The following is a 26,918-nucleotide window of genomic DNA, read 5'->3' on the forward strand; positions in this document are numbered from 1 at the left end:
GGAGCACGCCATGGGCTGGCGCCAAGGATTGCAGCAACGGGCACGACAGGGCATTCCCGCGCTGTTGGAGGTGGATGCACTGCTGCAGGCCCATGGGGTACTGGCGGCCTTGCCGGGGGCACGGATCGCGCCCGGCCTGGTCCGCTTCCAGCTGGCCGCCGTCACCTGCGAAGGATTGCAGCGGCGCGGGCTGGACTGGTTGCGGGAGGCGCGGCACGGACGCGGCGCGCTCGCCGGCAAGGTGCCCCGTTACCGGCCATGGAAGGCCGGGGCGGGGGCATTGTCGGAGATCGGCATCGACGGGCTGCCGGCAGACTGGCCGGAACATGCGGCGGTGTTTGGCTGCAGCAGCATCGACCAGCGGCACTGGCTGCTGCTGTTGCCCGAACGCGCGCAGCTGTGGCTGGGGTGGAAGGGGTGACAGCGGAAGGCCCATCCACGCGTGGCGTGGTTCTACGGGGCCTCTGCTGGGTGCGGACCTTGGTCCGCACCGCTCTTCGGTGGGAAGGCGCCATCCACGCATGGCGTGGATCTACCAGATGCCCATGACCGATGGGACGGGGGCCGGGCGCCGCGGCTGGCTAGACTCGAGCGGATGATGATCGAGCCGAAGGGCAGGGGTGCGGCGTGTTGACGTGGAGCGGGCTGAAGTGGGGCGTGCTGGCAGTAGCGCTGGCGATGGGTGGCAATGCGGTGGCGCAGCAGCGCGAGCCGGTGGACCTGGACATGGTCGGCAAGATCCGCCAGCAGGCGTTCCACAAGTCGCAGGTGATGGATACCTTCAGCTACCTCACCGAACGCATCGGGCCGCGCCTGACCAATTCGCCGGCGATGGGGCGTGCCAACGCCTGGACCCGCGGCAAGTTCAGCGAATGGAAGCTGGACAATGTCCATGACGAAGCCTTCGACGAATTCGGCCGTGGCTGGGAATTCACCTCGGCCAGCGTGGAGATGCTGGGCGATCGCGTGCAGCCACTGCATGCGCTGCCCAAGGCGTGGACGCCGGGCACCAATGGCCCGGTCGAGGGCGACCTGCTGCAGGTGGACATCAAGAAGCCCGAGGACATCGAGAAATATCGCGGCAAGCTGCGTGGAAAGATCCTGCTGCTGGGCGAGGCACGCGAATACAAGCGCGGCACCGACGCCGATTCGCACCGGCACGACGCCACCTCGCTGGAAGGCCTGCAGGAATTCACCCTGCCCAAGGACAAGGACGTGGCCGCCGACCGCGCCAAGCGGGTCAAGGAATACCAGGAGAAGCAGGCGCTGGCGGCGAAGGTCAACGCATTCTTCGTTGAAGAAGGCGCGCTGGCCTCGATCAGCATCAGCAGCTGGGACAACGGCATCATCCGCGTGGCCGGTGGCGGCTCGCGCAAGGCCGGTGAAGCGGTCGGCATTCCCGAACTGGCGATGATCGCCGAGCACTTCAATCCGCTGGTACGCGCGCTGGAAGCCAAGCAGAGCGTGCGCCTGCGCGTGGATGTGGCCGCACGCTTCACCGACGAGGCCGACCAGCCCGGCTACAACACCCTGGCCGAGATCCGTGGCAGCAGCAGGCCGGACGAGGTGGTAATGATCGGCGCGCACCTGGATTCCTGGCACAGCGGCACCGGCGCGGCCGACAACGCGGCCGGCGTGGCGGTGATGATGGAGGCCATGCGCATCCTCAAGGCCAGCGGCGCCAAGCCCAAGCGCACCATCCGGGTTGCGCTGTGGAGTGGCGAGGAACAGGGGCTGATCGGTTCGCAGGCGTACGTGGCCAAGCACTTCGGTCGATTCCCCGAGCCTACCGACCCGGCGCAGAAGGCGCTGCCGGCCTCGCTGCGCGAACCGACCGGTGCCCTGCAGAAGACCCGCGACTACGGCAAGTTCCAGGTCTATTTCAACATGGACAACGGCTCGGGCCGCTTCCGTGGCATCTACGCACAGGAAAACCTGGCGGCGATGCCGATCTTCGAAGCCTGGCTCGCCCCGTTCCATGACGTGGGTGCAACCACCGTGGCAACCCGCAACACCGGCAGCACCGACCACATCAGCTTCGACCGCATCGGCCTGCCGGGCTTCCAGTTCATCCAGGACAAGCTGGACTATTTCAGCAACGTCCACCACAGCCACCTGGACACCTGGGACCACGCCGAACCGGAAGACCTGAAGCAGGCCGCCGCCATCGTCGCCTCCTTCGCCTACCACGCCGCCATGCGCGAGCAGCCGTTCCCGCGCAAGCCCGAGCCCTGAAAAAGGCACGGAGGGGATCAAGTCGTGTTTCCCCTCCGCTGCACCGGCGTTCTCCCGGGAGCGCGGCAATAGTGACTTGCCCCCCTCCGTCCCCTTTTTCCGCAGGGGGCGGAGGGCTGGTAAAATCGGGGGATACCCGTTCCTCGAGCCCTCCATGACCTGCCGCACCCGCTTCGCCCCCAGTCCCACCGGCTACCTGCATATCGGTGGCGCCCGCACCGCGCTGTACTGCTGGCTGGAGGCCCGCCATCGTGGCGGCGAGTTCGTGCTGCGCATCGAGGACACCGACCGTGAACGCAGCACCCAGGGCGCGATCGATGCGATCCTGGAGGCGATGGAGTGGCTGGGCCTGGACTACGACGAAGGCCCGTTCTACCAGACCGAGCGCGTCGCCCGGTACAAGGAAGTGGCCGAGCAGCTGATCGCCGACGGCAAGGCGTACTACGCCTACGAGACCCGGGAAGAGCTGGACGCCATGCGCGAGGCCGCGATGGCCAGGCAGGAAAAGCCGCGCTACAACGGCGCTGCCCGCGAGCAGGGCCTGCCGTACAGGGACGACCCGAACCGCGTCATCCGCTTCAAGAACCCGCTTGAAGGCACGGTGGTGTTCGATGATCTGATCAAGGGCCGCATCGAGATCGCCAACAGCGAGCTGGATGACATGGTCATCTTCCGTCCGGACGGCTACCCCACCTACAACTTCGCGGTGGTGGTGGACGACTGGGACATGAAGATCTCTGAAGTCATCCGTGGCGACGACCACATCAACAACACCCCGCGCCAGATCAACCTGTACGAAGGCATCGGCGCACCGGTGCCGAAGTTCGGCCACATGCCGATGATCCTGGACGAGCAGGGCGCCAAGCTGTCCAAGCGCACCGGCGCGGCCGACGTGATGCAGTACAAGGACGCCGGCTACCTGCCTGATGCACTGCTGAGCTACCTGGCCCGGCTGGGCTGGTCGCACGGTGACCAGGAACTGTTCAGCCGCCAGGAACTGATCGACCTGTTCGATGTGAAGGACTGCAATTCCAAGGCCTCGCGCCTGGACATGGCCAAGCTGGGCTGGGTCAACCAGCACTTCCTGAAGACCGAGGAGCCGGCCGCGATCGTGCCGCACCTGGTCTACCAGCTGCAGAAGCTGGGCCTGGATGTGGCCGCTGGCCCGGCGCCGGTGGACGTGGTGATCGCCCTCCGCGAGCGCGTGCAGACCCTGAAGGAAATGGCCGAGAAGGCCGTGGTCTGGTACCAGCCGCTGAACGAATACGATGAAGCGGCCGTGGCCAAGCACTTCAAGGCCGGTGCGGAACTGCCGCTGGGCAAGGCCCGCGAGCTGCTGGCAGCCCTGCCGGAGTGGACCGCCGAGGCCGTTGGCGTGGCCCTGCACGATGCAGCCGCCGCGCTGGAAATGGGCATGGGCAAGGTCGCCCAGCCGCTGCGCGTGGCCATCACCGGCACCCAGGTCAGCCCTGACATTTCCCATACCGTGTACCTGGCCGGCCGCGAGCAGGCCTTGAAACGCATCGATGTGGCCATCACCAAGGTAGCAACGGCCTGAGCCCTGCGGCCCACGCCCGAACTGGAGAACGCGCATGTCCGCCAAAACCGCCTGTACGGCCCCGCACCACCATGTCCACGACGCTTCTGATTTCGTGGCGGTGGTCGAGCGTGTCTCGCGCGAGCGCGGGCTGCGCCTGACCCCCATCCGCGCCAACGTGCTCAAGCTGATCGCCGAGGCCGGCAAGCCGGTCAAGGCCTACGAGCTGCTGGAGTGGGTGCGCAACGGCAAGGGTGTGGGCGCTGACGCCCCGCCCACCGTGTACCGCGCGCTCGACTTCCTCATGGCCAATGGCTTCGTGCACAAGCTGGAATCGGTCAATGCCTTCGTGGCCTGCCACCACCCCAGCAGTGCGGCCCATTCGGTGCCGTTCCTGATCTGCAACAGCTGCCACAGCGCGGTGGAACTGGAAGACCGTGAGATCGTGACCCAGCTCGAAAAGCGGGCCAAGGAGCTCGGCTTCCAACCGCAGGCTCAGACATTGGAAGTACACGGACTCTGCGCCCGCTGCGCAGGTTGATGCGAGGGTAGGGCCCGCCGCTGGCCGGCTTCCTCGGGATTGGGGTCAGATCCCTTTGCCAGTGGCAAAGGGATCTGATCCCATGTCACAACAACGCAGCCGAGCATGGCTCGACTCCACCGGGCCGGCGCCCTAGTCCATCGGCTTGGTCGCGGTATCCACCCGCACGATCACCGACATGCCCGGCCGCAACCGCGCCGCCAGTTCCTGGTCCCCGTTGATCGAGATACGCACCGGCAGCCGCTGCACCACCTTGGTGAAATTGCCGCTGGCATTGTCCGGGCGCAGCACGCTGAACTCCGATCCGGTGGCCGGCGCGATCTGCTCCACGCGTCCGCGCAGCACCTGGCCCTGGAACGCATCCACCGAGAACGAGGCGGGCTGCCCGATCTTCATCTGCCAGGTCTGGCCTTCCTTGTAGTTGGCCACCACCCACAATGCGTCGGGCACCAGGAACAGCAGCTGCGAACCGGCGGCTACGTACTGTCCCACGCGCACGCTGGCTTCGCTGATCTGCCCATCGCGCGGCGCATGGATCACCGTATTGGCCAGGTCGATGCGGGCCAGCTCAAGCTGTGCCTGCGCGCTTTCCACCTGCGCTTCCAGGCTCTTGCGCGAGACCTGGGTCGAGACCAGGGTTTCTTCGGCGATGCGGATCTGCGCCTGCGACTGCTGCACGCTGGCCTGCGCCGAGGCCTGGCTGGTGCGGAACTTGTCGCGGTCGTTGATCGACACCAGCTGCTGCGCCGCCAGTTCCTCGTAGCGCTTGGCCTCGTTGCGGGAGCGCTGCAGCTCGGCCTGGCCGGCCGACAGCGTGGCCCGCGCCGCAGCAATCTGCGCGCGGTTCTGCGCCTGCGACTGGTCCGAATTGGCCAGGGCCGCGCGCGCGCTGTCCAACGTGGCCTGCGCCTGCGCCACCCGCTGCGCGTAGATGCGGTCGTCGATGCGCAGCAGCGGCTCGCCCTGCTTCACGTGCTGGAAGTCCTTCACCAGCACGTCGGTCACATAGCCGTTCACCTGCGGCGCCATCACCGTGATCTGACCGCGCACGTAGGCGTTGTCGGTCACCATCACGGTGCTGGTGAACGGCCACAGGTGCCAGGCGCGCAGGATCAGCGCGATGCCCAGCAGGGCCACCACCACCATCACCACCACGCTGCGCGAACTCGGCTTGAGGTACTTCGGCGCGGCGGCGGGCGCGGCAGGCGTCGCCGCCGGTGCCGCATCGGTGGGCGGCGGCGGGGTGACGTTCTCGGCAGCGTCGGTGTCGTCTGGACGGGGCGGGACGGGAGGCATGACGGTGGACTCAGCGCGGTGCCGCGGTCGCAGCCGCAGCGGGGGAGGAAGGATGGCGCTTGCGCCATTGTTTGCGTACGGCGGTACGCAGCGACAGCAGCAGCAACCAGCACAGGAAACCGATTGCCAGCCAGCCGCTCAGGGTGAACACATCGTTGAACCCGCGCACGTTGGCTTCGCGGCGGGTGGTCTGCGCCAGCTGCGCGCTGCCCTGGGCACTGCGCAGCACCGGGTCGGTGATCTGCGCTGCGTACAACTGCTGCTGGATGCGCAGGCGCTGTGCCACCACCGGGTCGGCTGGATCGAGCTGGCTGGTCAGCGCGCTGGAATACAGCTGCTCGCGATGCAGCTGGAATGTTCCCAGCACGGCCGAGCCGGCCAGTCCGCCCAGCGTCTGCGTGATCGACAATGTCACCAGGAAGGTGATCATGTGGTCCACGCCCTGTTTCAACGCGGCCGAAATACCGAGCATGATCAGCGGGCCCATGAACATGCCGGCGCCCACCGACGCCAGGAACTGGCTGATGTAGAAGTCGTGCGGGCGATCCAGGCTGGTGCGGTGCTGGTCGAAGAACGCGGCGGCACCCAGCAGCAGGATCGCCATCAGCAGCTGCGCAATCAGGCGCTTCGGGCCGAAGGTCAGTGACGCACCGGCGATGCCGGTGACCACGCCGGCCAGGATCACCACGAACAGCGGCCGCATCTGGTCCGGTCCCATGCCCAGCGTGCGCATCAGGTTGACCACGCCGTAGGACTGTTCAGTGGTCAGGAAGCGGATCAGGAAGGCGCCGACGATGAAGTGCATCACCGGCAGGGTCGACAGCCAACGGATCTGCAGCAGCGGGTTGCGCCGGTAGTGTTCGATGATCAGTGCGGTGGTGGTCAGCACGATGGAGGCGATCAGCGCCCAGCCCAGCCACGGCGTGTTCAACCACCAGCGCGTGTAGCCCTGGGCCAGCACCACCACCAGCAGGGCGACGGCAGGCGCGAGCAGGGCGAAGGTGAGGAAATCCAGCGGTTCGAAGGCCTTGACCTGGATGCCCGGCGGCAACTTCAGCACGACCACGGCGGCAAACGCGCACAGCGCCAGCCCCGCTTCGAACGAATACAGCTGGTGCCATTGGCCGGTATCGACCAGGCCGGGCGAGACGATCCAGGCAATCGGCACCGCCAGCTGCGACAGGCCGACGCCGATCACCAGCAGGTTGCCGGTGAATCGCCGCGGCAGCGCCTGCAGCATGTACAGCGTCCCCAGCGTCGAACAGGCCGCGCCGGCGAAACCGCTGGCGGCGCGGGTCAGCATGGTGGTCTCGAAACTGCCGACGAACAGGTGCAGCACCGCCAGCGCCGCATACAGCCCCAGGCCGATCTCGGCGAACAGGCGGATGCCGTATTGCTGGCGGAACTTGAAGGCCAGCAGGTTGGCGGTCACGTTGACCATGGCGTAGGCAGCCACCAGCCAGCTGCCCTGGGTGGGGGTGAGCGCCAGTTGCCCCTGCAGGAAGGGCAGGTTGGCCGTTACCAGCGCGTTGCCAAGGCCGCCGGTGATGGCCACCAGCAGCGACACCAGTGCATAGGCTGCACGCCGATAAGGCGGGTGCCAGGGCATCGACGCCGAACCAGGCATGGTCGGCTTCTCGTGCTCCTCCCAATCCGGAACCGGCTTGAGGTACGGCTGCACCATCAGCGTTCCCCGCTGGCTGCTCCCTGGAGTCCCCCGCGCAGCAGCTGCAGGGCACGCCCGGCCAGCTGGGCGCGCTCATCGCGGGTCTTGCCGCGCAGGGCCGCGCCCAGCATGCCCGAGATCAGTGAAATATCCGTCTTCTCCAGGTCGGGCCGGCACAGGCCAGCGGCCTTGGCACGGGCGATGGGGGCTTCCAGCAGGTCGCGCACGGTCTCGCGTGCGGTGCGCATGGCCGGCACGTCCGAATCGACCGCGCGCCAGTAATCGGCCAGTGCCGGTGAATCGACGATGCGCTGGGCCATGCCTTCGAACACCTCGAACAGGGCGTCGTCGCGGTCGCCAAGCTGCTCGACCTGGCGGCGGATGCGGTCGACCGTGCGCTGCAGCAGCGCCTGGATCAGCGCGGTGCGGTCAGGGAAATTCCGATACAGGGTGGCGCGGCCGACTTCGGCACGCTCGACCACCAGGTCCAGCGGCGCGGTGACGCCGTGTTGGCCGAACACATGGTCGGCAGCATCGAGGATGAGGGCTCGGCGGGCAGCGGCATCGGCACGTTGGGTGGTCATGGCTTCATTTTCGGACACAAATGTCCGGATGGCGAGAGACGAATGGCGACGGGATTGTCCGCTTGTTGTCGTACGCACATCTTTGTGACGGATGCGTGAGGGTCGATCGAGGTCATCAAAAAAGACGGGGGGCCAACCTGGCCCCCCGGGAGAGAACGACAGCATGCCGCCGTCAAAGTCAGTAGATCCACGCCATGCGTGGATGCACTTCAGTAGATCCACACCACGCGCGGATGCACGTCAGTAGATCCACGCCATGCGTGGATGCCTCATCAGAAGAACGCGCGGATCCCGAAGGCGACACCACGACCCGGCAGCGGCGAGTAATCCTTCAGCAGCGAGGTATGCGGACGCACTTCGCGGTTGGTCAGGTTGCTGCCATCCAGGAACAACTCGTAGCTGTTGCTGTCGCTGCGGTCCCAGCGGTAGGCCAGGTGCGCATCGACCAGGGTGTAGCCGTTGCTCGGCTCCTCGTTCTGCGCAACGTCCTTCTGCCGGCTGTAACGCACCGCGCCCACCGAGGCACGCCAGCCATCCTTCGCCCAGCGCAGGTCGGCGCCGACACGGGCCGGGGCGATGCGCGGCAGGTAACCGGTGTTGGCCAGTTCCACGCTGTAGTTGTGGTTGTGGTCGCCGTGCGGCACGGCGATGTCCAGGGTACGGCTGCCGTTGCCGTCCAGCTTGGCCTGCACGTAGTCGCCGAACACGCGCAGGTCCCAATCGCCGGCGCCGCCTTCGAACAGGTGCACCAGCGCTTCGGCTTCGGCGCCCTTGAACACCGCGTCCTGCTGGGTCCAGGTGCGCACCGGCAGGCTCTCGGTGATGCCGGTGTCGGCCAGGTAGATGAAGTCCTTGAACCTGGTCTGGTAGATCGCGGCAGAGAAGTCCAGGCGCTCGCTGTGGGTGTGGATGCCCAGTTCAATGCGTTGGCCGCGCTCGGTCTTCAGGTTGGCATCACCGATTTCCAGCGAACGGGTGGCGATGTGCGCACCGGCGGCGTACAGCTCCTCATTGGTCGGTGCACGCTCGGAGCTGTCCACGCCGATGCGCAGGTCGACCGCATCGTTGAGCTTCCAGATACCGGCGGCCGACAGGTTGGTGGCGTCGAACTTGCGGCGGCGGTAGTCGCCGGTCGGGTCCAGCTTGACCTGGTCGTGGCGACCGCCCAGTTCCAGCTTGAACGGGCCGAACTGCTTTTCCTGCAGAACGAACAGGCCGATGTTCTTGGTTCCGGTATCGGGCACGAACGCTTCTTCGCCCTTTGCGCCGAAATCGCTGTTGCCGAACTGCAGGCCGAAGGCGCCGTCCCAGCCGCCGATCTGCTGCTGCACCGCTTCCAGGCGGCCTTCGATGCCGCGGTTGGTGAAGCGGGTGGACGGCGTGCCGGCTTCCAGCTCCACGTGTTCGTAATCGGTGTAGGCCACGCGCGCGTTGACGTTCTTCAGGAACGATACCGGGTTGTAGATGCCGGCCTTGGTCTCGAAACGGTTCTGCACCATGTCGATGCGCACGTCGTGCTCTTCACCTTCCTCCTCCTCGCCATGGTCGTGGTCGTGACCGTGGTCGTGGTCGTGGCCATCGCCGTCGGCATGCACGTGGGCGCCGTTGGGGATGCCGTAGTTGGTGCGGTAGGTGCTGGCCGAGGCGCCGAAGTAGCCGCCTTCGCCCAGCCAGGTGGCGCCGACGCCACCGGCGCGGGTGCGGATGGAACTGTTGTCCAGGCGGCCGCGACGCGGCTCTTCGCCTTCCTCGCCCGCGTGGTCGTGGTCATCGTGGTGGTCTTCCAGGCCGTCGATCACCGCGTAGCCGGGAATGCGGAAATCATCGCCATTGCGCACCAGACCATCCACGTGCAGCACGACATTGCCGCTCACGCCGTCCAGGCGGAACATGCCGCTGCGTTCGTCGTTGACCGAATTGCCACGCAGCTCGGCACGGCCGCTGAGCGGACGATCCGGCAGTTCGCGCGCAATGCGCCCATCAACCACGTTCACCGCACCGCCGATCGCGCCGCTGCCGAACAGCAGGGTAGCCGGGCCTTTCAGTACTTCGATCTGGTCGGCCAGGAACGGCTCGATGCTGGTGGCATGGTCGGCGCTGACGGTGGAGGCGTCCATGTTGCCCATGCCGTTGGACAGCACGGCCACGCGCGGACCTTCCTGGCCACGGATGATCGGGCGGCCGACGCCGGGGCCGAAGAAGGTGCTCTGCACGCCGGGCAGCTTGGCGACGGTGTCACCGAGGGTGCCGGCCTTCTGCTCATCGAGGCGCTCACCGGCCAGCACTTCAACCGGGCGCGCCAGCGATTCGGCATCACCCTGCAGTGGCGATGCCGTGACCTGCACCGAGGACAGCTCGGTCAGGTGGCGGTCACGATGCGAATCATCGTCGGAGGCCGCAAAGGCGACGGAGGGCAGCAGCGCAGCAAGCGCCAGGGCCAGGGAATGCGGCTTGAGGCGAGGGTGACGGGAGGGCATGGGCGTCCTTTGTTACATTGTATCAATCGGGTGGCGCACGAATCCCGTCGGCGGGACAGGGGGAGGGGAACCGTGCGGGTCGGGAAACGATGTTATATTATTCCATAACGATTCACCGCCCTGCTGGAAGTCATGCCCTTGCCCTCACGCCTGCGCCACCTGCTCGATCGCTTCGGCGCCACCGGTTCGATGCTGTGCGCGGTGCACTGCGCGGTCATTCCGCTGCTGCTGGCCGCTGCCCCCTCGCTTGGCCTGTCCTTCTGGCTCAGCGATGGCGTGGAGAAGGCGCTGGTGGTGTTCGTGACCCTGCTGGGCTTGTTCAGCCTGGTCTGGGGCTATCGGCGGCACGGTGCGCTGCGTGCGCTGGCGTTCCTGATTCCCGGCCTGGTCGCGTTGTGGGCCGGCGTGCTGTACGACCCGCTGCACCACAACGCGGTGCCGCACGCGGTGGTGATGACCCTGGGCGGCCTGCTGGTCGGCATCGCGCACCTGGTCAACCTGCGCTTGAACCACGGCCACGTGCATGACGCCAGCTGCGCGCACTAGGCGCTCCGTGGTAGGCTTTCCGATCGTGCGCGGGGGCGCCCAGCAAGGCGGCCCCGCCGAACCCGTGTCAGTACGGGGTAACCAGATTTCACATTTGAGGAGTTGAAGACATGGGTAAGGGTGACCGCAAGACCGCCAAGGGCAAGCGCTACAACGCCAGCTACGGCAACGCCCGTTCGCACACCGCGAGCAAGGTCGCCGTAGGCGCCGCCGCCCCGGTTGCCAAGAAGACCGTGGCCAAGGCTCCGGCGAAGAAGGCTGTGGCCAAGAAGGCAGTGGCCAAGGCCGGCTGATCCGCCGACCGACCGGTCCAAAGAAAAACGCGGCGCTCGGCGCCGCGTTTTTTTTTGACCGTGGCCAGGGCATGGCGCCGCGATCAGCGCAGGGTTTTCTGCAGCGTCTGCGCGTTGCCATCGTTGGCCGCTTCCGGCACCTGCAGCAGGTGCACCAGCAGCGGGTAGACGTCGACATTGTCGAAACCGTCGATCACCAGGCCTTGCCGGAATGAAGGGCCACGGGCGACGAACACCGCGCGCATCGACGGCAACGCGTTGTCGTAGCCATGTGAGCCGCGATCGGCGTGCTCGCGCTTGGCGATCTTCTCGCGCGTCAGCGCGTCCCAGCCTTCATCCATCTGGCAGACGATGGCCGGCACGCGCGGATGGGTGCCGTAATGCCAGCGGGCCGGCAGATTCTCCTTCTTCCAGCATTCGTAGTGTGCGTGGCGACCGAGCAGGGCACGCTCGGCCTCTGCTTCGCGTCCCACCACCGGCGCGAAGCCGACCGACTGGCCTGCGCTGACGTTGCGCGCGATGGCAGGGTCAACCATCGATTCGAGGGCGATCACCTGGCCCTCCGGCACCGACGCCATGCCGTGATCGGAGACCACGATCACGTTGGTGCTGTCGGCCAGGCCGTGCTGCTGCAGGCCATCGAGCACCTGGCCGATGACCTGGTCGGCATGCACGATGGCCTCGGTGTACTGCCTGGATTCGGGGCCAAAGTTGTGGCCGGCTTTGTCCACGTGCTCCATGTACAGCGTTGTCAGGCGCGGCGCATCGGCATCGGTCTGCGACAGCCAGTCGAGCACCGTCTGCGCACGCTGCTCCAGCGGTTCCTTGGCATCGTAAATGCGCCACTGGCTGGGCCGTGTGCCCTGGATCTCGGCTTCGCTGCCCGGCCATGAGGTGGTGGCGGTGCGCACACCGACCTTCTCGGCACCGACCCAGATCGGTTCGCCGCCCCACCATCCGCTGGTGGTCACCGCAGTGCGGTCGTGCAGCGCGAAGCGACCGAGCGCGGCATCGTCCATGCTGTTGTTGATGATGCCGTGGTGGTCCGGACGCAGGCCGGTGACCAGTGTGTAGTGGTTGGGGAAGGTGAGCGAGGGATAGGAGGGCGTCATCCAGCGCGCACGCACACCACCGTCGATGATCCGCTGAAGGTTCGGGGTGAGGCCGCGATCCAACGCATCGGCGCGCAGGCCGTCGATGGAGATCAACAGCAGCTTCGGCGGGCTGGCGGGCGGCGTATTCGCCTCCGCGGCAGGTGCAGCGATGGTTGTCGAAGGCGAAGGCGTGGTGGTGCATGCGGCCAGGGGCAGCAGCAGCGCCAGCGTGCAGGTCAGGCGTACGGAAGTCATCCCGCCATGATAATCCGCAGCAATGACGTACCCAAGACACGCCATCGCGCCTGTGGCGCGCTGGCGTGTCCACGCATTTCACCGTATCCCCGCGCCCTTGAACAACAAGGGGGCTCTTCTCCAGACAGATTACGGATGCTTCCATCCACGCATGGCGTGGATCTACCGGAACGAATCAAACCGTCACCGGGAACCTGTCGAAGGCGGGGCGGTGTCGGATTGCGGGGTGTCCGCGGCATGGATGCCGCGGCCAAGCCCCCAAGGATGGGTTTACGGCGTCCCCGCAATCCGACACCGCCCCGCCCCCCCACGGACAACCTGCTTTTGACGTTGACGTTGCTCTGGCTTGTAGCGGGTGCAGGGCGCAGCCCTGCCTCCAACCCTCATGCAAACAGCGGTGCCTGTCGCTGCTCCAGCCGCAACAACGCCGCTTTGGTTTCCAGGCCGCCACCGAAACCGGTCAACGTACCGTTGCTGCCGATCACGCGATGGCACGGCAGCACGATCGGCAACGGATTGCGGCCATTGGCCGCGCCGACCGCACGGGTCGCCGTCGGCTGACCCAGCTGCTGCGCCAGCTGCAGGTAGCTCCAGGTCTGGCCGAAGGGAATCAACGCCAGCGCATGCCAGACGCGCAGTTGGAATGGCGTGCCATGCGGTGCCAGCGCCAGGTCGAAACCGCTGCGCTCACCGTGCAGGTACTGCAGCAACTGTTCGCGCGCCTCCGGCAATGCGCCAGGCGCGTAATGCCAGTGCTCGCGGCCGCGCGCAGGATGGCGGTTTTCCGGGAACAGGACGTGGGCCAGGCCATTCTCATCCCCGGCGATGGTCAGTTCACCGATCGGTGTATCGAAGCGATCGAACAACAGGTTCATGAGGGTTCTCCAACGAAAGTGCCGGACAGGTGCCACAGATGCAGCACGGCATAGGCGCGCCATGGTCGCCATGATTGCGAACGGGCCTCGGTGGCGCGTTCGCTGAGGCGCTGGCCCTGTGCATGGCCCAGCACCTGCTGCAGCACCAGGTCACCGGCGGGGAAGGCATCAGGCTGGCCGAGCCCGCGCAGGGCAATGTACTGCGCCGTCCACGGGCCGATGCCGGGCAGGGCCACGCAGCGGGCGACGAATTCCTCCAGTGCCTGCCCCGGCCCGAAGTCGAGCTGGCCGCTGGCGCAGGCTGCGGCGAGGGCGCGCACGGTGGCGGCGCGGCTGCGTGGCAGGCCGATCGATTCCAGCGGCGCGTCGGCCAGTACGTCCGGCGCTGGAAACTGACGGTCGAATTCGGACGGCATGCCGGGCAGGTGCGCACCGTAGGCATCGACCAGCCGGCGCGCGAACGTGGTGGCCGCGGCCACGCTGACCTGCTGGCCCAGCACCGCGCGCACGCCCACCTCGAAGCCGTCCCATCCGCCTGGCACGCGCAGGCCGGGGCGCTCGGCGATGCCGCGCGCCAACAGAGGTTCATCGCCCAGCGCGGCGTGCACCTGCTGCAGGTCGGCGTCCAGGTCGAACACACGGCGCACGCGGCGCACGATGTCCGGAATCAGGCGTGGGTCGACCGCGCCCAGTTGCAGGCGCAGCTCGGGTCGCTTCGGGTCGGCGGTGACGCGCAGCAGAGCGGGGCGCTCGGCTGTGCCCAACACGCGCTGGTAACTGTCTTCCCCGATCAGTTCGATGCCGGGCAGGCTGCGCTTGCGCAGGAAGGCCAGCATGCGGGGGAAATCCAGCGGCGGTCGATAGCCCAGGCGCAGCACCAGCCCGCCATCGTCGGCGGCCAGGGGATGGTGTTGGCGGCGCAGTACGGTAGGCGCCATGCCGCAGCCCTGCAGGAATGCCGTATTGAAGCGGCGCAGGCTGTTGTAACCAGCGGCCAGTGCCACGTCGGTCACCGGCAGCGTGGTTTCGGTCAGCAGCTGCTTGGCCAGCAGCAGGCGATGGGTTGCGTGGATCTGCCCTGGCGTTGCGCCCAGCCGTTCGACGAACAGGCGTTGCAGCTGGCGTGCGCTGAGGCCGATCTTTCCCGCCAGCTCGGCCACCGGCTGGTCCTGCAGGAAGCCAGCATGGATCAGCGCCAGGGCACGCTGCACGGCCTGTCCGGCCAGCGCCTGTTGTGCCAGCGGGGCGAGCTCGGGGCGACAGCGCAGGCAGGGGCGATAGCCGGCGGACGCAGCGGCCGCTGCCGTGGGGAAATAGGTGATGTTGCGCGGCTTCGGTGGTGGCGCCGGGCACACCGGCCGGCAGTAGATGCCGGTGCTGCGCACGGCGGTGAAGAATACGCCGTCGAAGCGTGCATCACGGGCCAGGCGGGCGCGATCGCAGGCGGCAGTGTCGAGGGCGAGTGCGGTATCCATGGCGCCAGTCTAGGCGCCTGCGGGCGGTAGTACTCGCCATATTCGGACATGGATGCTGGAGGGGCCTGGCCGGGCTGCGCCCGGCACCCGCAGAGGCCTTCAGGCCAGGGCAGCAGCAAGGGCAACAGCAACAGCAACGGCAACAGCAACGGCACAGCAACAGCGGGCTATCCGTGGGATGGCGGGGTGGGTCCGGTTGCAGGGGACGCTGCAAGTACGTCCCTGTAAGCTTGGCCGCGGCATCCATGCCGCGGACACCCCTGCAACCGGACCCACCCCGCCTTCGACAGACTTCCGCGAACTGTCGAGATGGCATTGGCCTGCTCTTGGTGGGTGTCGACCTTGGTCGACATGTAGATCCACGCCATGCGTGGATGGGAAGGGGGAAGACACTGGAATGGGAAATGACGGTGCGTGAGGGTCAGAACAGGTTCAGTGGCGGGCGCTGAATGCGCGTCGTGGACGGGTAGACTGTGGTTCTTGCCTGTCTGAATCCGGTTGCCCGATGTCCGCCAAACTCCGCTGGTTGCCCCTGTTATTCCTGGCCCTGGCGGGCTGCAGCCAGTTGGAGAACCCGGGCAACGTCACCGCGGCCGACAGGGCCACGCGGGCCCCGGCCAGTGATGGTGAAAACATGGTGTCGATCAATGCCGCCGATGCGCCGCCCCCGCCGGCACAGGCGCGCAGCCGGGCTGATCGGCCCTGGCCGCAGGCGCAGCTGGAAAACGGCAAGGCCTGGGTCAGCTGCACCACCGATTACGCCGGCGACGGCGGCGATGGCATTGAACTGGAAGGCCTGCAGCGCGAACAGTTGAAGCAGGCGCTGGCGCCGTGCGCCGAGCGTGGCCTGCTGCGCGTGCGCTACAACGGCAAGATCAACCCCGGGTTTGCCGAGATGATGTGGCGGCTGGCCGTGGTCGCCGACGAGCTGCAGATCCACAAGCGCATCCTGGATCTGGATTCCAGCGGTGGCCAGGTGGAATCGGCCATCGTTGCCGGCGACAGCATCGGCGAATCCGGCTGGACCATCTGGGTGCGCGAGGGCTCGATCTGCCACAGCGCCTGCGTGTTCGTGCTGGCTGCCGGCGACAACCGCCTGTTGACCGGCAAGGTCGGCATCCACCGCATGATGCGCATCAGTTCCAAGGCCACTTCGCGCGCGGAACTCAACCGCGAGCTGCACGAGGTCTATGACAACGTGAAGGATTATCTGCAGCGCAATGGTGTGGCGGTGGGTGTGGCCGACCTGATGATGACCGTGCCCAACCGCAGCCTGCGCCTGCTGACGGCCGAAGAGCTTCGCCAGTACGGCCTGGACGGGACCAACGCCGTGCAGGACGACCTGGAGCGGATCAAGCAGATGCGTACCTGCGGCGACGACTTCGTGCAGCGCAAGGATGCGTTCCTGGTGGCGTTCGACCAGCAGTGCAAGCGCGACGGTGCCGACATGGAATCGATCAACAGCTGTGGCCAGTCGCTGAAGCAGCGTTTCGGCTTCCCCGACCCGGTGTGCCCGGAGGAAAGCCCGCTGTCGGAGATCGACGTGGCTACGCTGCCCCCGGCACCGCCGGAGCAGCCGCCGGTGGCCGAGCAGCTGCCCGCGGCATCGGCGGCACCGGCGGCGCAGGCCGAGGCGGGCGCGGTGGAAGGCAGCGTCCAGGCGCGCTGACGGTCCACTCACTGCGCTGGCGTAGACTGCGGTTCTTTCCATCGAACCGGCGGTGTCCATGAAGCGCGTGCTCCTGCTGCTGTCCTTGTTGCCCCTGGCTGCACTGGCGCAAACGCCGGCGCCGGCCACGCCCGCACCGGCCCCGGCTCGCCCCGCGCCGAGCGCACCGACGGCCGCGAAGCCGGCCACTGCTGCCGCGCCGGCGTTGAGCCCGGCCCAGCAGGCGCAGGTGCAGAAACAGGACGCGGAAATGGGCAGTGCCGCATTGAAGGCCGCGCAACTGGTCGACGCCAATCGGGCCGGTGAGCTGTGGGACGGCGCCTCGGCGGTTGCCCGCCGCGCAGTGCCCAAGGCGGCCTTCGTCAGCCAGCTTGCGGCAGACCGCACACGTCTTGGCGCGTTGGCCGGGCGTGGCCAGCCGACCATCACCCGCGTGAAATACGCTGCAGGTGCTGCCGTGCCCGAGGGCCTGTACATCAACGTCAGCTTCCCGACCCGTTTCGCCAACAGCGCGCAGCCGGTACGCGAGCTGGTGTCGTTCCGCTTCGACGAAGACCAGACCTGGCGCCTGGCCGGATACAGCCTGCGCGCATCGGCACCCTGAGGGTTGGTAGCAGATGACTTGTTGGCGGAGCTACCTGCAGAAAGATCTGGAAAAACAACTATGAAATATCACCTGACAGAGGGGCGGCTTAATTGTCCGGCCGAAGCTTCGGCGGTTGATGGTCTGTCGACACCCCTGGGAGTGGCACTTCCCGAGAGTTACATTGAATTCCTCAGGGCGCACGACGGTGGCGAAGGGTTCATTGGCGATAACTACGTCATTTTCTGGAAAGCAGAAGAGGTAGTCGATTTCAATCGTGAATATGAGGTCGAGACATATGCACCAGGTATATTTTTGTTCGCTTCTTACGGCGGAGGGGAGGCGTACGGGTTTGATACATTGGATGCAGTAATGCCGATAGTTCGGGTTCCGTTTATAGGCATGGATCGTAAGCATGCCATCTCGGTAGCGAGCGACCTTCCCGATCTGTTTGCTCGATTGGCAGACGAAAATGATTGACCTGAATAAGTACTCACGTCCCAAGGGCATGGAGCTGTTCGAGATTAAACCCGCTATCGTTGGTGGTGATCCGATCAGCCCTGAGAACAAAACCTGGTTGACGAGACAGCAGCACTTTGAGGCTGTGCGCTACTGGAATGGAGTTATAAGCAGCCTGCGTATTAGGCCGAAGTAATAAGCGATCCTCCGATCAACTTGTCGCCGTGGATGAATGATGACAACCGAACTGACGATGCTGGCGTGGGCGATGCTGCTGGGTTTCGTCTACATCTTTGCCGCCTCCACCGTGGTCACCCACGAGCGCGGGATGAAATGGAATGCCTCCGCACGTGACGACTCGTCCAAGCCGCTGAGTCCACTGGCTGGACGACTGCAGCGGGCGCAATCCAACTTCTTTGAGACCTTCCCGTTCTTCGCCGCCGCTGCGATTGCGGTGGTGCTGGCCGGGCGTGGCAGCGACACCACCGCGCTGGCGGCGCAGGTCTACTTCTGGGCACGCGTTGTCTACCTGCCGCTGTACGCAGCCGGCGTGCCCTATGTGCGCAGCCTGGTCTGGCTGGTGTCGATCGTGGCGATCCTGGCGATGGTGTTCGCGCTGCTGTGACGCGCAGCTGATCCAGATCAAGGCCGGTCAGGCAAGCAGCGCTATGCTGGCCGCGACTGGATCAACGGCAGGAGGCGCGCATGCGCAGGATGGACGTGGTGGTGGTCGGCGCCGGACCGGCCGGGCTGTGCTTTGCGCGCGCGCTGGCCAGCACTGGCCTGCAGGTGGGGCTGGTCGAGGCACAGCCGCGCCAGGCCCTGGCAGAGGCGGCCTTCGACGGCCGCGAAATCGCCCTGACCCATGCCTCGCGGCAAAGCCTGGAACAGCTTGGCCTGTGGCAGCGCCTGCCCGAAGCCGAGGTTGCCGAACTGCGCGACGCGCGGGTGCTGAACGGAGGTTCGCCCTTCGCGCTGACCTTCGCCAGCAGCCAGGTAGATGGCCAGCCGCTGGGCTGGCTGGTGCCCAACCATTTGATCCGCCGCGCGGCCTGGCAGGCGGTGCAGGGCCAGGACGGGCTGGAACTGTTTGATGGCCGCAAGGTGCAGGCGGTACGCGCCGACAGCCAGGGCCACGTGGTGCGCCTGGACGATGGCAGTGAGCTGCATGCGCGGCTGCTGGTATGTGCCGACAGTCGCTTCTCCGGCACCCGCCGCATGCTCGGCATCGGTGCGCAGATGCGTGACTTCGGCAAATCGATGCTGGTCTGCAGGATGCAGGTCGAGCGCGATCATCACCACACGGCCTGGGAATGGTTCGGCTATGGCCGCACGATGGCGCTGCTGCCGCTCAACGAAGGCCAGGCATCGGCGGTGATCACCCTGCCGCCGCGGCAGATCGAAGCGCTGCTGGCGATGGATGAGATCGCGTTCGGGGAGGCCATCAGCGGCTTCTTCGAACACCGCCTGGGGCGCATGCAGCCGGTGGCCACGCCACAGGTCTATCCCTTGGTCGGGGTGTATGCGCACCGCTTTGTCGGCGAACGTTCGGCACTGATCGGTGATGCCGCAGTGGGCATGCACCCGGTCACCGCACACGGTTTCAACCTGGGCCTGGCCAGCGCGCAGCGGCTGGCGCAGGGCATCGCCGAGCAGCAGCGACGTGGAGCGGACATCGCCGCGGCCGGCATGCTGGGCCGCTACCAGCGCGGGCATCGGCTGGCGGCGCGGCCGCTGTATGAAGCGACCAATGCGATTGCCAGCCTGTATACCGACGACCGCCGTCCGGCGCGCCTGTTGCGGGCGGCCGGGTTGCGGGTGGCGCAGGGGGTGGCACCGTTCCGGCAGTTGATTGCCGCCCACCTGACCCAGCGCGTGGCCTGACGGCCACGCGGTGACTTACGCGGCGGCCAGGACGCGGATCTGGCTGTCGTTGAACTCAACCACCTGGCCTGCGCGGATCTTGCAGGCCTTGCGCAGCTCGACCTCGCCATCGACCAGCACCAGACCTTCGCTGATGACCATCTTGGCTTCGCCGCCGCTGGTGACCAGGTCGGCCAGCTTCAGCAACTGCTTGAGTTCGACGTAATCGCCGTCGAGGTCGAATTCGAGGATCTGCATGGAACGGGTTTCCTGGGGCAGGCGCTGCAGGACAGGGCCCGCGGCGGTAAAATGGGCGCCTATTGTGCGCCACGGCGGGCCGTAACGGCATGCCGTTGGCTTCCTGTACACCTTGTTCAGGCACAGTGCGGTATCATTCCGCTCTGAGCGAGTAAAACCTCAGCTCCAACCGAGCAGCGCCAGGGCACGCGATAAGAAGGGCGCCCAAAGCGCGGAATCCCCCTTTTTTTTCGCCTGCCATGCTCGTGGCAGTGCCTTCGGAGTTCCCCATGTCCCAAGAAACCCAAGCGCAGCTGCAGTTCGCGCAGCTCGGCCTGTCCGATTCTGTCATGCAGGCTGTCACTGCCATCGGCTACGAAACGCCGTCGCCGATCCAGGCTGCCACCATCCCGGCGATGCTGGAAGGCCGCGACGTGCTGGGCCAGGCCCAGACCGGTACCGGCAAGACCGCGGCCTTCGCGCTGCCGGTGCTGTCCAACATCGACCTGCAGCAGATCAAGCCGCAGGCCCTGGTGCTGGCCCCGACCCGCGAGCTGGCCATCCAGGTTGCCGAGGCGTTCCAGTCCTATTCCTCCAAGATCCCCGGTTTCCGCGTGCTGCCGGTGTACGGCGGCCAGCCGTACGGCCAGCAGCTGACGGCTCTGCGCCGCGGCGTGCACATCGTGGTCGGTACCCCCGGCCGCGTCATCGACCATCTGAACCGCAGCACGCTGGACCTGTCCGAGCTGAAGACGCTGGTGCTGGACGAAGCCGATGAAATGCTGCGCATGGGCTTCATCGACGACGTCGAAGCGGTGCTGAAGAAGCTGCCGGAGAAGCGCCAGGTGGCGCTGTTCTCGGCCACCATGCCGCCGGCCATCCGTCGTATCGCGCAGACCTACCTGAAGGACCCGGTCGAAGTCACCATCGCGACCAAGACCACCACCTCGGCCAACATCCGCCAGCGCTACTGGTGGGTGAGCGGCATGCACAAGCTGGACGCGCTGACCCGCATCCTCGAAGTCGAGCCGTTCGACGCGATGATCGTCTTCGCGCGCACCAAGGCCGGCACCGAAGAGCTGGCCAGCAAGCTGCAGGCCCGTGGCCTAGCCGCTGCCGCCATCAACGGTGACATGCAGCAGGCCCAGCGTGAGCGCACCATCGCCATGCTGAAGGAAGGCAAGCTGGACATCCTGGTCGCCACCGACGTGGCCGCTCGTGGCCTGGACGTGGAACGCATCAGCCACGTGCTGAACTACGACATCCCGTACGACACCGAAAGCTACGTGCACCGCATCGGCCGTACCGGCCGTGCCGGCCGCAGCGGTGAAGCAATCCTGTTCGCCACCCCGCGCGAAAAGGGCATGCTGCGCCAGATCGAGCGTGCGACCCGCCAGCCGATCGAAGAAATGCAGCTGCCGAGCGTGGAAGCGGTCAACGACAACCGCATCAACAAGTTCACCTCGCGCATCACCGAGACGCTGGGCCAGGGCGGCCTGGACTTCTACCGCCAGCTGCTGGAGCGTTTCGAGTCCGAACAGAACGTGCCGGCCATCGAAGTGGCCGCCGCACTGGCGAAGATGATGCAGGGCGATACCCCGTTCCTGCTGCAGCCGCCGGTGCGTGCACCGCGCGAAGAGCGTGCGCCGCGCGAGCGTTTCGAGCGCACCGAGCGCCCGGAACGTGGCGACCGCAACGAGCGCGGCCCGCGCTTCGAGCGTGGCCCGCGTCGTGACGATGCCGAGGGTGGCTTCGAGCAGCGCCCGCGCCGTGACGTGCCGCCGCGCGGTGCACCGGAGCAGGGCATGGAGACCTACCGCATTTCGGTCGGCCACCAGCATGGCGTGAAGCCGGCCAACATCGTCGGCGCCATCGCCAATGAAGCCGGCCTGGAAAGCCGCTTCATCGGTCGTATCGACATCCACGACGACTTCTCGCTGCTGGATCTGCCGGCACAGATGCCGTCGGACGTGCTGACCCACCTGCAGAAGGTCTGGGTGTCCGGCCAGCAGCTGCAGATGCGCCCGTTGGCGGCCGGTGAAGAGGTCAATCCGGCGCCGCGTCCGTTCAAGCCGCGCTTCGACAAGCGTGGTCCGGGCGGTCCGGGTGGCCCGGGAGCTCCGCGTCGCAGCGGTCCGGGTGGCCCCGGCGGCGACCGCGACAGCCGTCCGCCGCGTCGTGATGGCTTCAACAAGCCACGTGGCCCGCGCAGCTTCTAAGCCGCGCTGAAGTAGACGAACAACGCCAGCCTCCGGGCTGGCGTTGTTGTTTGCATGGCGCCAGGGCGGCCCGGCCGCCGCTGCCGATCACCGGCCGGGTCCGGTTTCGCATGGCCCACACATCTGCGGTTCTAGGCTGGCGCGGTTCCGTAGGAGATTGTCACCGCAGCACATTCGGGGGATCCAGGATGGGTAGAAGTGGCATGGACCAACAGCGTCGACGGGTACCGATGACCCGCGGGCTGGGACTGCGATTTGCGCTGTTGACGGGCATGGCGATCGGCTTGGTCGCGCTGTCGGCTGTGATCCAGGAGCTGCAGGCGGCATCGACCGCATGGATCGCAGGGCAGGGCTACTGGTCGCGGGGGCAGCAGGACGCCACCGCAGCGCTCAGCCGTTACCTGGCGCGTGGCCATCTGCAGGATCTGCAGGATGCCCAGACGGCACTGCAGGTTCCGTTGGGTGACCTGCAGGCCCGCAAGGCGCTGGAGCAACCCGAACCGGACGAGGCGAAAGCCCGCGCCGGTTTTCTGCGTGGGGGCAATGCCCGCGCCGACATTCCGCGGCTGATCTTCTCGTTCCGCCATGCGCGCAACGTCGGAGCCTTCCGCGAAGCCACCTGGTTGTGGCGGCAGACCGACGCAAACCTGCTGGCCATGCAGTCGCTGGCGGAGGAACTGCAACGGCGCCATGGCTCGGGGCCGCTGGACGAGGCGACCGTGGATGACTACCTGCATCGGCTGCGTGGCATCGACCACCAGCTGCGCGGGCAGGCGCAGGCGTTCTCGCAGGCACTGCTGCGCATGGCCCGCGCGGTGCGCATCGCGACCCTGGCCGTGGGCGGCCTGTCGGTCCTGCTGATCAGCCTGATGGCGGTGGCTTTGGCGCGCCGGGTCGGCAAGGACCTGACCGAGCATGAGAGCCGCTTCCGGGCTGCCTTCTACCAAGCCAACGTCGGCATGCTCAAGCTGGATGCCGGCGGCCGGGTGGTGGAGGCCAACCAGGCGATGGCCGACATTCTCGACCATCGTCGGGACGTGCTGCTGCAGATGTCGCTGGCCGAGCTGCTTATGGAGGGCGAGCTGGTGATCGATGAGAGTGGCCACATCGACTGGGAGCGCCAGCTGCGACCGGGCGAGCTGCGCTTCCGGCGCCGCGATGGCAGCCTGGTGTGGGGACGCTGGAGTGGCACCGGCGTGCGCACTGCCAGCGGCCGCCTGTCGGTGTTCGCCATCGTCGAGGATGTCAGCCAGAACCATGCCCTGGCACGTGAGATAGAGCACCACGCCAGCCATGACCCCCTGACCGGCCTGATCAATCGTCGGGAGATCGAGCGCCTGCTGGAAAAATCGCTGCTGCAGGTCCGCTCCGACGGCGGAACCCATGCCCTGGGCTACATCAACCTGGACCACTTCAAGCTGGTCAACGACAGCTTCGGCCACGCGGCCGGCGACCAGATGCTGCGCAGTTTCGCCGAGTACCTGGTCGGCGCGGTGCGCGATGGCGACTGGGTCGGCCGCCTGGGGGCGGACGAGTTCGCGGTGTTCCTTGCCCGCGCCAACCAGGATGAAGCCAAGCGCGTGTTGCAGCGGCTGATCCGCAACCTGGGCCAGGCCACGTTCCCGGTCAGCGAGGGCAGTCCCCAGTTGAGCTGCAGTGTCGGCGTGGTCGAAGTGACAGCCGAGGCGCCGGACGTGAACTGGTTGATGAGCGCGGCCGACAGCGCGTGCTATGCGGCCAAGCAGGCCGGTCGCAACCGCGTGCATTGCTTCAACGAAAACCGGCTGGCGCTGGAGGAGCGACGGCTGGAGGCTGAACGCCTGCAGGGCGTCAGTCGCGCCATGGCCGAGAACCGGATGCTGTTGTATGCGCAGCGCATCGCCAAGGTCGGCGATCCGTCGTACCTGCACTACGAGGTGCTGGTGCGCATGCGTGACAGTGAAGGCGTACTGCACCTGCCGGGCCAGTTCATGCCTGCGGTGGAGCGCTACGGCATGGCGGTGGTGCTGGACCGGCACGTGCTCGGCCTGCTTTTCCGCCACCTGCAGGTGTGCCCGGCGCACGTACGGCAGCTGGGCCTGTGCAACGTCAATGTATCGGCCCAGTCGATCGCCGAGCCGGGATTCCTTGCCTTCGTCTGTGACCTGCTGGAGCGCAACCGCGCGCTGGCGTCCAAGCTCTGTTTCGAGATCACCGAAACCGCGGCCATCGGTAACCTGAGCCAGGCGCGTGCCTTCATCGACGCGGTCAAGGCGCGCGGCTGCCGGGTGGCGCTGGACGATTTCGGCTCGGGCCTGTCCTCGTTCGGTTATCTGCGGCAGCTGTCGGCGGACATGCTGAAGATCGATGGGGCGTTCGTGCGCGACATGGACACCGATCCGGTCAGCCGTGCCAGCGTGCGCGCGATCAGCGAGCTGGGCCGCGAACTGCAGATGGAGGTGGTGGCCGAGTGGGTGGAGACCACCGAAATTGCCGAGGCGCTGGCCGGGATGGGCGTGCAGGGGCTGCAGGGTTATGCCATCGAACGGCCGCAGCCGCTGGAACGGCTGACCCTGGCTGACCTGCGACCGATGCGGTTGGCCGGTACGCAGGGGCCATCGGCTGTCGGCTGAAGGTGCTGCGGCCGGGCTGCGCCCGGCACCCTCAACCTCAACAGCAACAGCAACAGCAACAGCAACAGCTGCATTCCGTGGGATGGCGGGGGGGGTCCGGTTGCGGGGGACGCCGCAAGTACGTCCCTGTAGGCTCGGTCGCGCCATCCATGGCGCTCACGCCCCCGCAACCGGACCCACCCCGCCTTCGACAGATCTCCACAATCTGTCGGGATGGCATGACTTGCTCCTGGTGGGTGTCGACCTTGGTCGACACGTAGATCCACGCCATGCGTGGATGAAATCCAATCCATTCGATGATCTCGAAATCGGTAGGAACGTCCATCCGCGCATGGCATGGATCTACTACGCGCGGGAACTGTCAGGGGTGGGGCGGTATGGGCAGGCAGGACCGTTGGCGCCATGGGCCCGAGGCATGCCCTCGGCCGGGTTGGGCAGGACGCCCAACCCCGGTCTTGCCGTGTGCGCAGGACGGCGCACACGAGCAAGGCGCCATCGAGCCCCCATGGATGGGTTTACGGCGTGTCCTGCCTGCCCATACCGCCCCGCCCACCTCGGTAGCCGCTTTCGGTGTTGCTTCGGCTCCGGCCTCTGCGGGTGCCGGGCGGCAGCCCGGCCAATACCCCCGCCACTTTGGTCTACACATTGGTGGTGCATTCCGCTGCGATAATGCCGCCAGGGGCGACGCGCAGTGGGCGCGGACGTAAGCAGGAACAGGACGTGGCGTGGGCGGCAGGCAGGTGCGTTTGGAAACAGGGGCGGTGCTTGTCCTGCTGCTGGTGTGGTTGGCGTTGCCGTGGCTGGGCCATGCGCGCAGCGTCGACGCTGGCCGCGATTACCTTCTGGTCGGCACCGCGACAGCCGAACCTACGCCCCATCGCGCGTGCACGCCGGAGATGCTGGCCGGGCCGCGCCAGCAGACACGGGTGAATGCACCGCCAGAAGGCTGGTCCGGCGAGCCGCAGGCGCTGGATGTCTTCAACATCTTTGCCGGCGAAGTGCGGCTGCAGCACGGTGATCGCGAGATCTGCGGCAACATGCAGGATGCCCGCACCCGCGATTCGCGCTTTCGTGCGGGCATCGGCATGGTGGCGGTACCCGCTGCCGGCAGCCACGAGCCCTTCCTGGTTTCCTGGCAGACGCCGCTGAAGGCGCGCTGGGTTCCCACATTGCAGCTGGGTGCGCCCAGCCCGGTGCAGCAGAACGACACTGCCCGGCTGCTGGTGCGCGCCGCATGCATCGCCGTGGCAATCGCGCTGGCGCTTTCCGCGCTGATGGCCTACCTGACCACCCGCGACCGCAGCTTCCTGATGTATATCGGTGCCACCCTGGTGCTGGTGCTGTGGCAGTCGATCCTTGGCGGCCTCAGCGGCTATCCCGAGCCCTGGTTGCGCGTCGGCGGGCGCGGTGACTGGTGGCTGCTGGCGCTGACTGCAGCGACCCAGGCACTGGTGTTGCCGGCGCTGTGGCGCCTGAACGGCGGTGACCGCGTGCTGCCACGTTCGCGCGCGGGCCAGCAGCTGGTGTTGTGGTCCCTGCTCACGCTGGCGGCACTGGTGCCGTGGTTGCAGCGCGATGGACTGGTCGTGGTCGCACAGGTCCTGCAGTGGAGCTTCATTGCCGGCTGCGCGCTGTCGTTGGCGATGGGCATCTGGGCCCGGTTGCGCGGCGATGTCTGGTCGCTGGCCGGACTGGCCGCACTGGCGCCGATGCTGGTGCTGATCGTGGCCGACGCCGCCAGCGCGCATTGGTTGATGGAATACCGGGTGGAGGCCCTGCAGCTGGCGGTCACCTGGCTGCTGATGATGGCGGCCTATGCGCTCAACCTGCGCCTGGGCCGGCTGCGCCAGCAGCGCGATGAGATGCGCCAGCTCGCCGAGACCGACATGCTGACCGGCCTGCCCAACCGCCGTGCCGGCCTGCAGCAGCTGGCCCAGCATCTGCAGGGCGGCGAGCGTGAGAGGGGGCCGCTGGTGATCGGCTTCCTCGATATCGATCTGTTCAAGGACATCAATGATCGCCATGGCCACGAGATCGGCGACCAGGTGCTGGTGGCCGTGGCCCGCGCGCTTCGCGCCGCTGTCCGCAGCGAGGACCAGGTGGTGCGGATGGGGGGCGAGGAGTTCCTGCTGCTGTTGCCGGGCATGCCGCGTGAGGTTGCGGCCACCCGCCTGGAACGCCTGCGCCAGCGCATCACCGAGACCTGCCGGGACCTGCAGGTGCCCGCTCTGGAGGTGACCGCGAGCATCGGCATGGCACAGTGGCGACCGGCCGAAGATGACCTGGCCGCGCTGCTGCGGCGCGCCGACCACGCCATGTACGTGGCCAAGCGCAGTGGCCGCAACCGGGTGTTCGATGGCGAAACCGAAGATCCGTTGACCACGGCATGAGGCGGGAAGGGC

The 26,918-nt window shown here is 66.9% G+C and carries 22 protein-coding genes; 14 read left to right on the forward strand and 8 right to left on the reverse strand.

All coding sequences use genetic code 11. The features are described 5' to 3' along the window. Positions 1-10: 10 nt before the first annotated feature. The 4 genes from ABIA73_RS04160 (at position 11) to ABIA73_RS04175 (ending at position 4,313) form a co-directional block, all read left to right on the forward strand. Entirely contained in the window at positions 11-421 is a 411-nt protein-coding gene (locus ABIA73_RS04160) for a hypothetical protein (protein WP_080149363.1), read from the forward strand. A gap of 257 nt (positions 422-678) precedes the next feature. Next, positions 679-2,235 (forward strand): M28 family metallopeptidase, encoded by a 1,557-nt coding sequence (locus ABIA73_RS04165; RefSeq protein ID WP_051562478.1) that lies wholly within the window; start codon positions 679-681, stop codon positions 2,233-2,235. Between the two features lie 154 nt (positions 2,236-2,389). Then, on the forward strand, positions 2,390-3,793 hold the full coding sequence (gene gltX, locus ABIA73_RS04170; RefSeq protein ID WP_033830686.1) for a glutamate--tRNA ligase: 1,404 nt from the start codon (positions 2,390-2,392) through the stop codon (positions 3,791-3,793). 34 nt (positions 3,794-3,827) lie between these two features. Then, a complete protein-coding gene (locus ABIA73_RS04175; protein ID WP_025879333.1) occupies positions 3,828-4,313 on the forward strand; it encodes a Fur family transcriptional regulator in 486 nt (161 codons plus the stop codon). Between the two features lie 132 nt (positions 4,314-4,445). On the opposite strand, the gene ABIA73_RS04180 is transcribed toward ABIA73_RS04175, so the two are convergent. The 4 genes from ABIA73_RS04180 to ABIA73_RS04195 form a co-directional block, all read right to left on the reverse strand. After that, positions 4,446-5,609 carry an HlyD family secretion protein gene (locus ABIA73_RS04180; RefSeq protein ID WP_032976052.1) on the reverse strand — a complete coding sequence of 388 codons (1,164 nt, stop codon included), beginning with the start codon at positions 5,607-5,609 and terminating at the stop codon, positions 4,446-4,448. 10 nt (positions 5,610-5,619) lie between these two features. After that, positions 5,620-7,293 carry an MFS transporter gene (locus ABIA73_RS04185; protein WP_025879335.1) on the reverse strand — a complete coding sequence of 558 codons (1,674 nt, stop codon included), beginning with the start codon at positions 7,291-7,293 and terminating at the stop codon, positions 5,620-5,622. Next, positions 7,293-7,859, reverse strand: coding sequence for a TetR/AcrR family transcriptional regulator (locus ABIA73_RS04190; protein ID WP_025879336.1), 567 nt, complete (start codon positions 7,857-7,859; stop codon positions 7,293-7,295). The genes ABIA73_RS04185 and ABIA73_RS04190 overlap by 1 nt, the downstream gene beginning before the upstream one ends. A 272-nt stretch (positions 7,860-8,131) precedes the next feature. Beyond that, complete coding sequence (locus tag ABIA73_RS04195) at positions 8,132-10,336, reverse strand: TonB-dependent receptor (RefSeq protein ID WP_354275471.1); 2,205 nt, start codon at positions 10,334-10,336, stop codon at positions 8,132-8,134. 132 nt (positions 10,337-10,468) lie between these two features. Between ABIA73_RS04195 and ABIA73_RS04200 the strand changes: the two genes are divergently transcribed. Together ABIA73_RS04200 and ABIA73_RS04205 are read left to right on the forward strand one after the other, a co-directional pair. Then, positions 10,469-10,882 (forward strand): MerC domain-containing protein, encoded by a 414-nt coding sequence (locus ABIA73_RS04200; RefSeq protein WP_025879338.1) that lies wholly within the window; start codon positions 10,469-10,471, stop codon positions 10,880-10,882. 110 nt (positions 10,883-10,992) lie between these two features. Continuing rightward, a complete protein-coding gene (locus ABIA73_RS04205; protein ID WP_025879339.1) occupies positions 10,993-11,175 on the forward strand; it encodes a 30S ribosomal protein THX in 183 nt (60 codons plus the stop codon). An 83-nt stretch (positions 11,176-11,258) separates the two neighbouring features. On the opposite strand, the gene ABIA73_RS04210 is transcribed toward ABIA73_RS04205, so the two are convergent. From ABIA73_RS04210 to ABIA73_RS04220, 3 genes are all read right to left on the reverse strand, one after another. Then, positions 11,259-12,524, reverse strand: coding sequence for an alkaline phosphatase family protein (locus ABIA73_RS04210; RefSeq protein WP_354275472.1), 1,266 nt, complete (start codon positions 12,522-12,524; stop codon positions 11,259-11,261). Between the two features lie 383 nt (positions 12,525-12,907). Continuing rightward, positions 12,908-13,399 (reverse strand): methylated-DNA--[protein]-cysteine S-methyltransferase, encoded by a 492-nt coding sequence (locus tag ABIA73_RS04215; RefSeq protein ID WP_025877732.1) that lies wholly within the window; start codon positions 13,397-13,399, stop codon positions 12,908-12,910. Continuing rightward, positions 13,396-14,874 carry a DNA-3-methyladenine glycosylase 2 family protein gene (locus ABIA73_RS04220; protein ID WP_025877730.1) on the reverse strand — a complete coding sequence of 493 codons (1,479 nt, stop codon included), beginning with the start codon at positions 14,872-14,874 and terminating at the stop codon, positions 13,396-13,398. The genes ABIA73_RS04215 and ABIA73_RS04220 overlap by 4 nt, the downstream gene beginning before the upstream one ends. A 505-nt stretch (positions 14,875-15,379) precedes the next feature. Here ABIA73_RS04220 and ABIA73_RS04225 point away from each other — a divergent pair. The 5 genes from ABIA73_RS04225 (at position 15,380) to ubiM (ending at position 19,469) form a co-directional block, all read left to right on the forward strand. Further along, positions 15,380-16,543 (forward strand): COG3904 family protein, encoded by a 1,164-nt coding sequence (locus ABIA73_RS04225; RefSeq protein WP_025877729.1) that lies wholly within the window; start codon positions 15,380-15,382, stop codon positions 16,541-16,543. A 58-nt stretch (positions 16,544-16,601) separates the two neighbouring features. Continuing rightward, positions 16,602-17,147: a DUF4019 domain-containing protein gene (locus tag ABIA73_RS04230; RefSeq protein WP_279208523.1), complete on the forward strand. Its 546-nt coding sequence runs from the start codon at positions 16,602-16,604 to the stop codon at positions 17,145-17,147. Positions 17,148-17,207: 60 nt separating this feature from the next. After that, complete coding sequence (locus ABIA73_RS04235) at positions 17,208-17,606, forward strand: SMI1/KNR4 family protein (protein WP_354275473.1); 399 nt, start codon at positions 17,208-17,210, stop codon at positions 17,604-17,606. Between the two features lie 214 nt (positions 17,607-17,820). Further along, complete coding sequence (locus ABIA73_RS04240) at positions 17,821-18,210, forward strand: MAPEG family protein (RefSeq protein ID WP_279208521.1); 390 nt, start codon at positions 17,821-17,823, stop codon at positions 18,208-18,210. An 80-nt stretch (positions 18,211-18,290) separates the two neighbouring features. Beyond that, positions 18,291-19,469 (forward strand): 5-demethoxyubiquinol-8 5-hydroxylase UbiM, encoded by a 1,179-nt coding sequence (gene ubiM, locus ABIA73_RS04245; protein WP_354275474.1) that lies wholly within the window; start codon positions 18,291-18,293, stop codon positions 19,467-19,469. A 15-nt stretch (positions 19,470-19,484) separates the two neighbouring features. On the opposite strand, the gene ABIA73_RS04250 is transcribed toward ubiM, so the two are convergent. Continuing rightward, positions 19,485-19,706 carry an RNA-binding S4 domain-containing protein gene (locus tag ABIA73_RS04250; RefSeq protein ID WP_025877723.1) on the reverse strand — a complete coding sequence of 74 codons (222 nt, stop codon included), beginning with the start codon at positions 19,704-19,706 and terminating at the stop codon, positions 19,485-19,487. Between the two features lie 269 nt (positions 19,707-19,975). Between ABIA73_RS04250 and ABIA73_RS04255 the strand changes: the two genes are divergently transcribed. From ABIA73_RS04255 to ABIA73_RS04265, 3 genes are all read left to right on the forward strand, one after another. Then, positions 19,976-21,904, forward strand: a complete 1,929-nt coding sequence (locus ABIA73_RS04255; protein ID WP_025877722.1) for a DEAD/DEAH box helicase — start codon at positions 19,976-19,978, stop codon at positions 21,902-21,904. A 188-nt stretch (positions 21,905-22,092) separates the two neighbouring features. Then, on the forward strand, positions 22,093-24,516 hold the full coding sequence (locus ABIA73_RS04260) for a putative bifunctional diguanylate cyclase/phosphodiesterase (RefSeq protein WP_033830694.1): 2,424 nt from the start codon (positions 22,093-22,095) through the stop codon (positions 24,514-24,516). A 725-nt stretch (positions 24,517-25,241) separates the two neighbouring features. Beyond that, on the forward strand, positions 25,242-26,906 hold the full coding sequence (locus tag ABIA73_RS04265) for a sensor domain-containing diguanylate cyclase (protein WP_059063561.1): 1,665 nt from the start codon (positions 25,242-25,244) through the stop codon (positions 26,904-26,906). Positions 26,907-26,918 lie beyond the last annotated feature (12 nt).

It is taken from the genome of Stenotrophomonas sp. 2694, assembly GCF_040548715.1.
In the GTDB taxonomy this organism is placed as follows: domain Bacteria; phylum Pseudomonadota; class Gammaproteobacteria; order Xanthomonadales; family Xanthomonadaceae; genus Stenotrophomonas; species Stenotrophomonas indicatrix.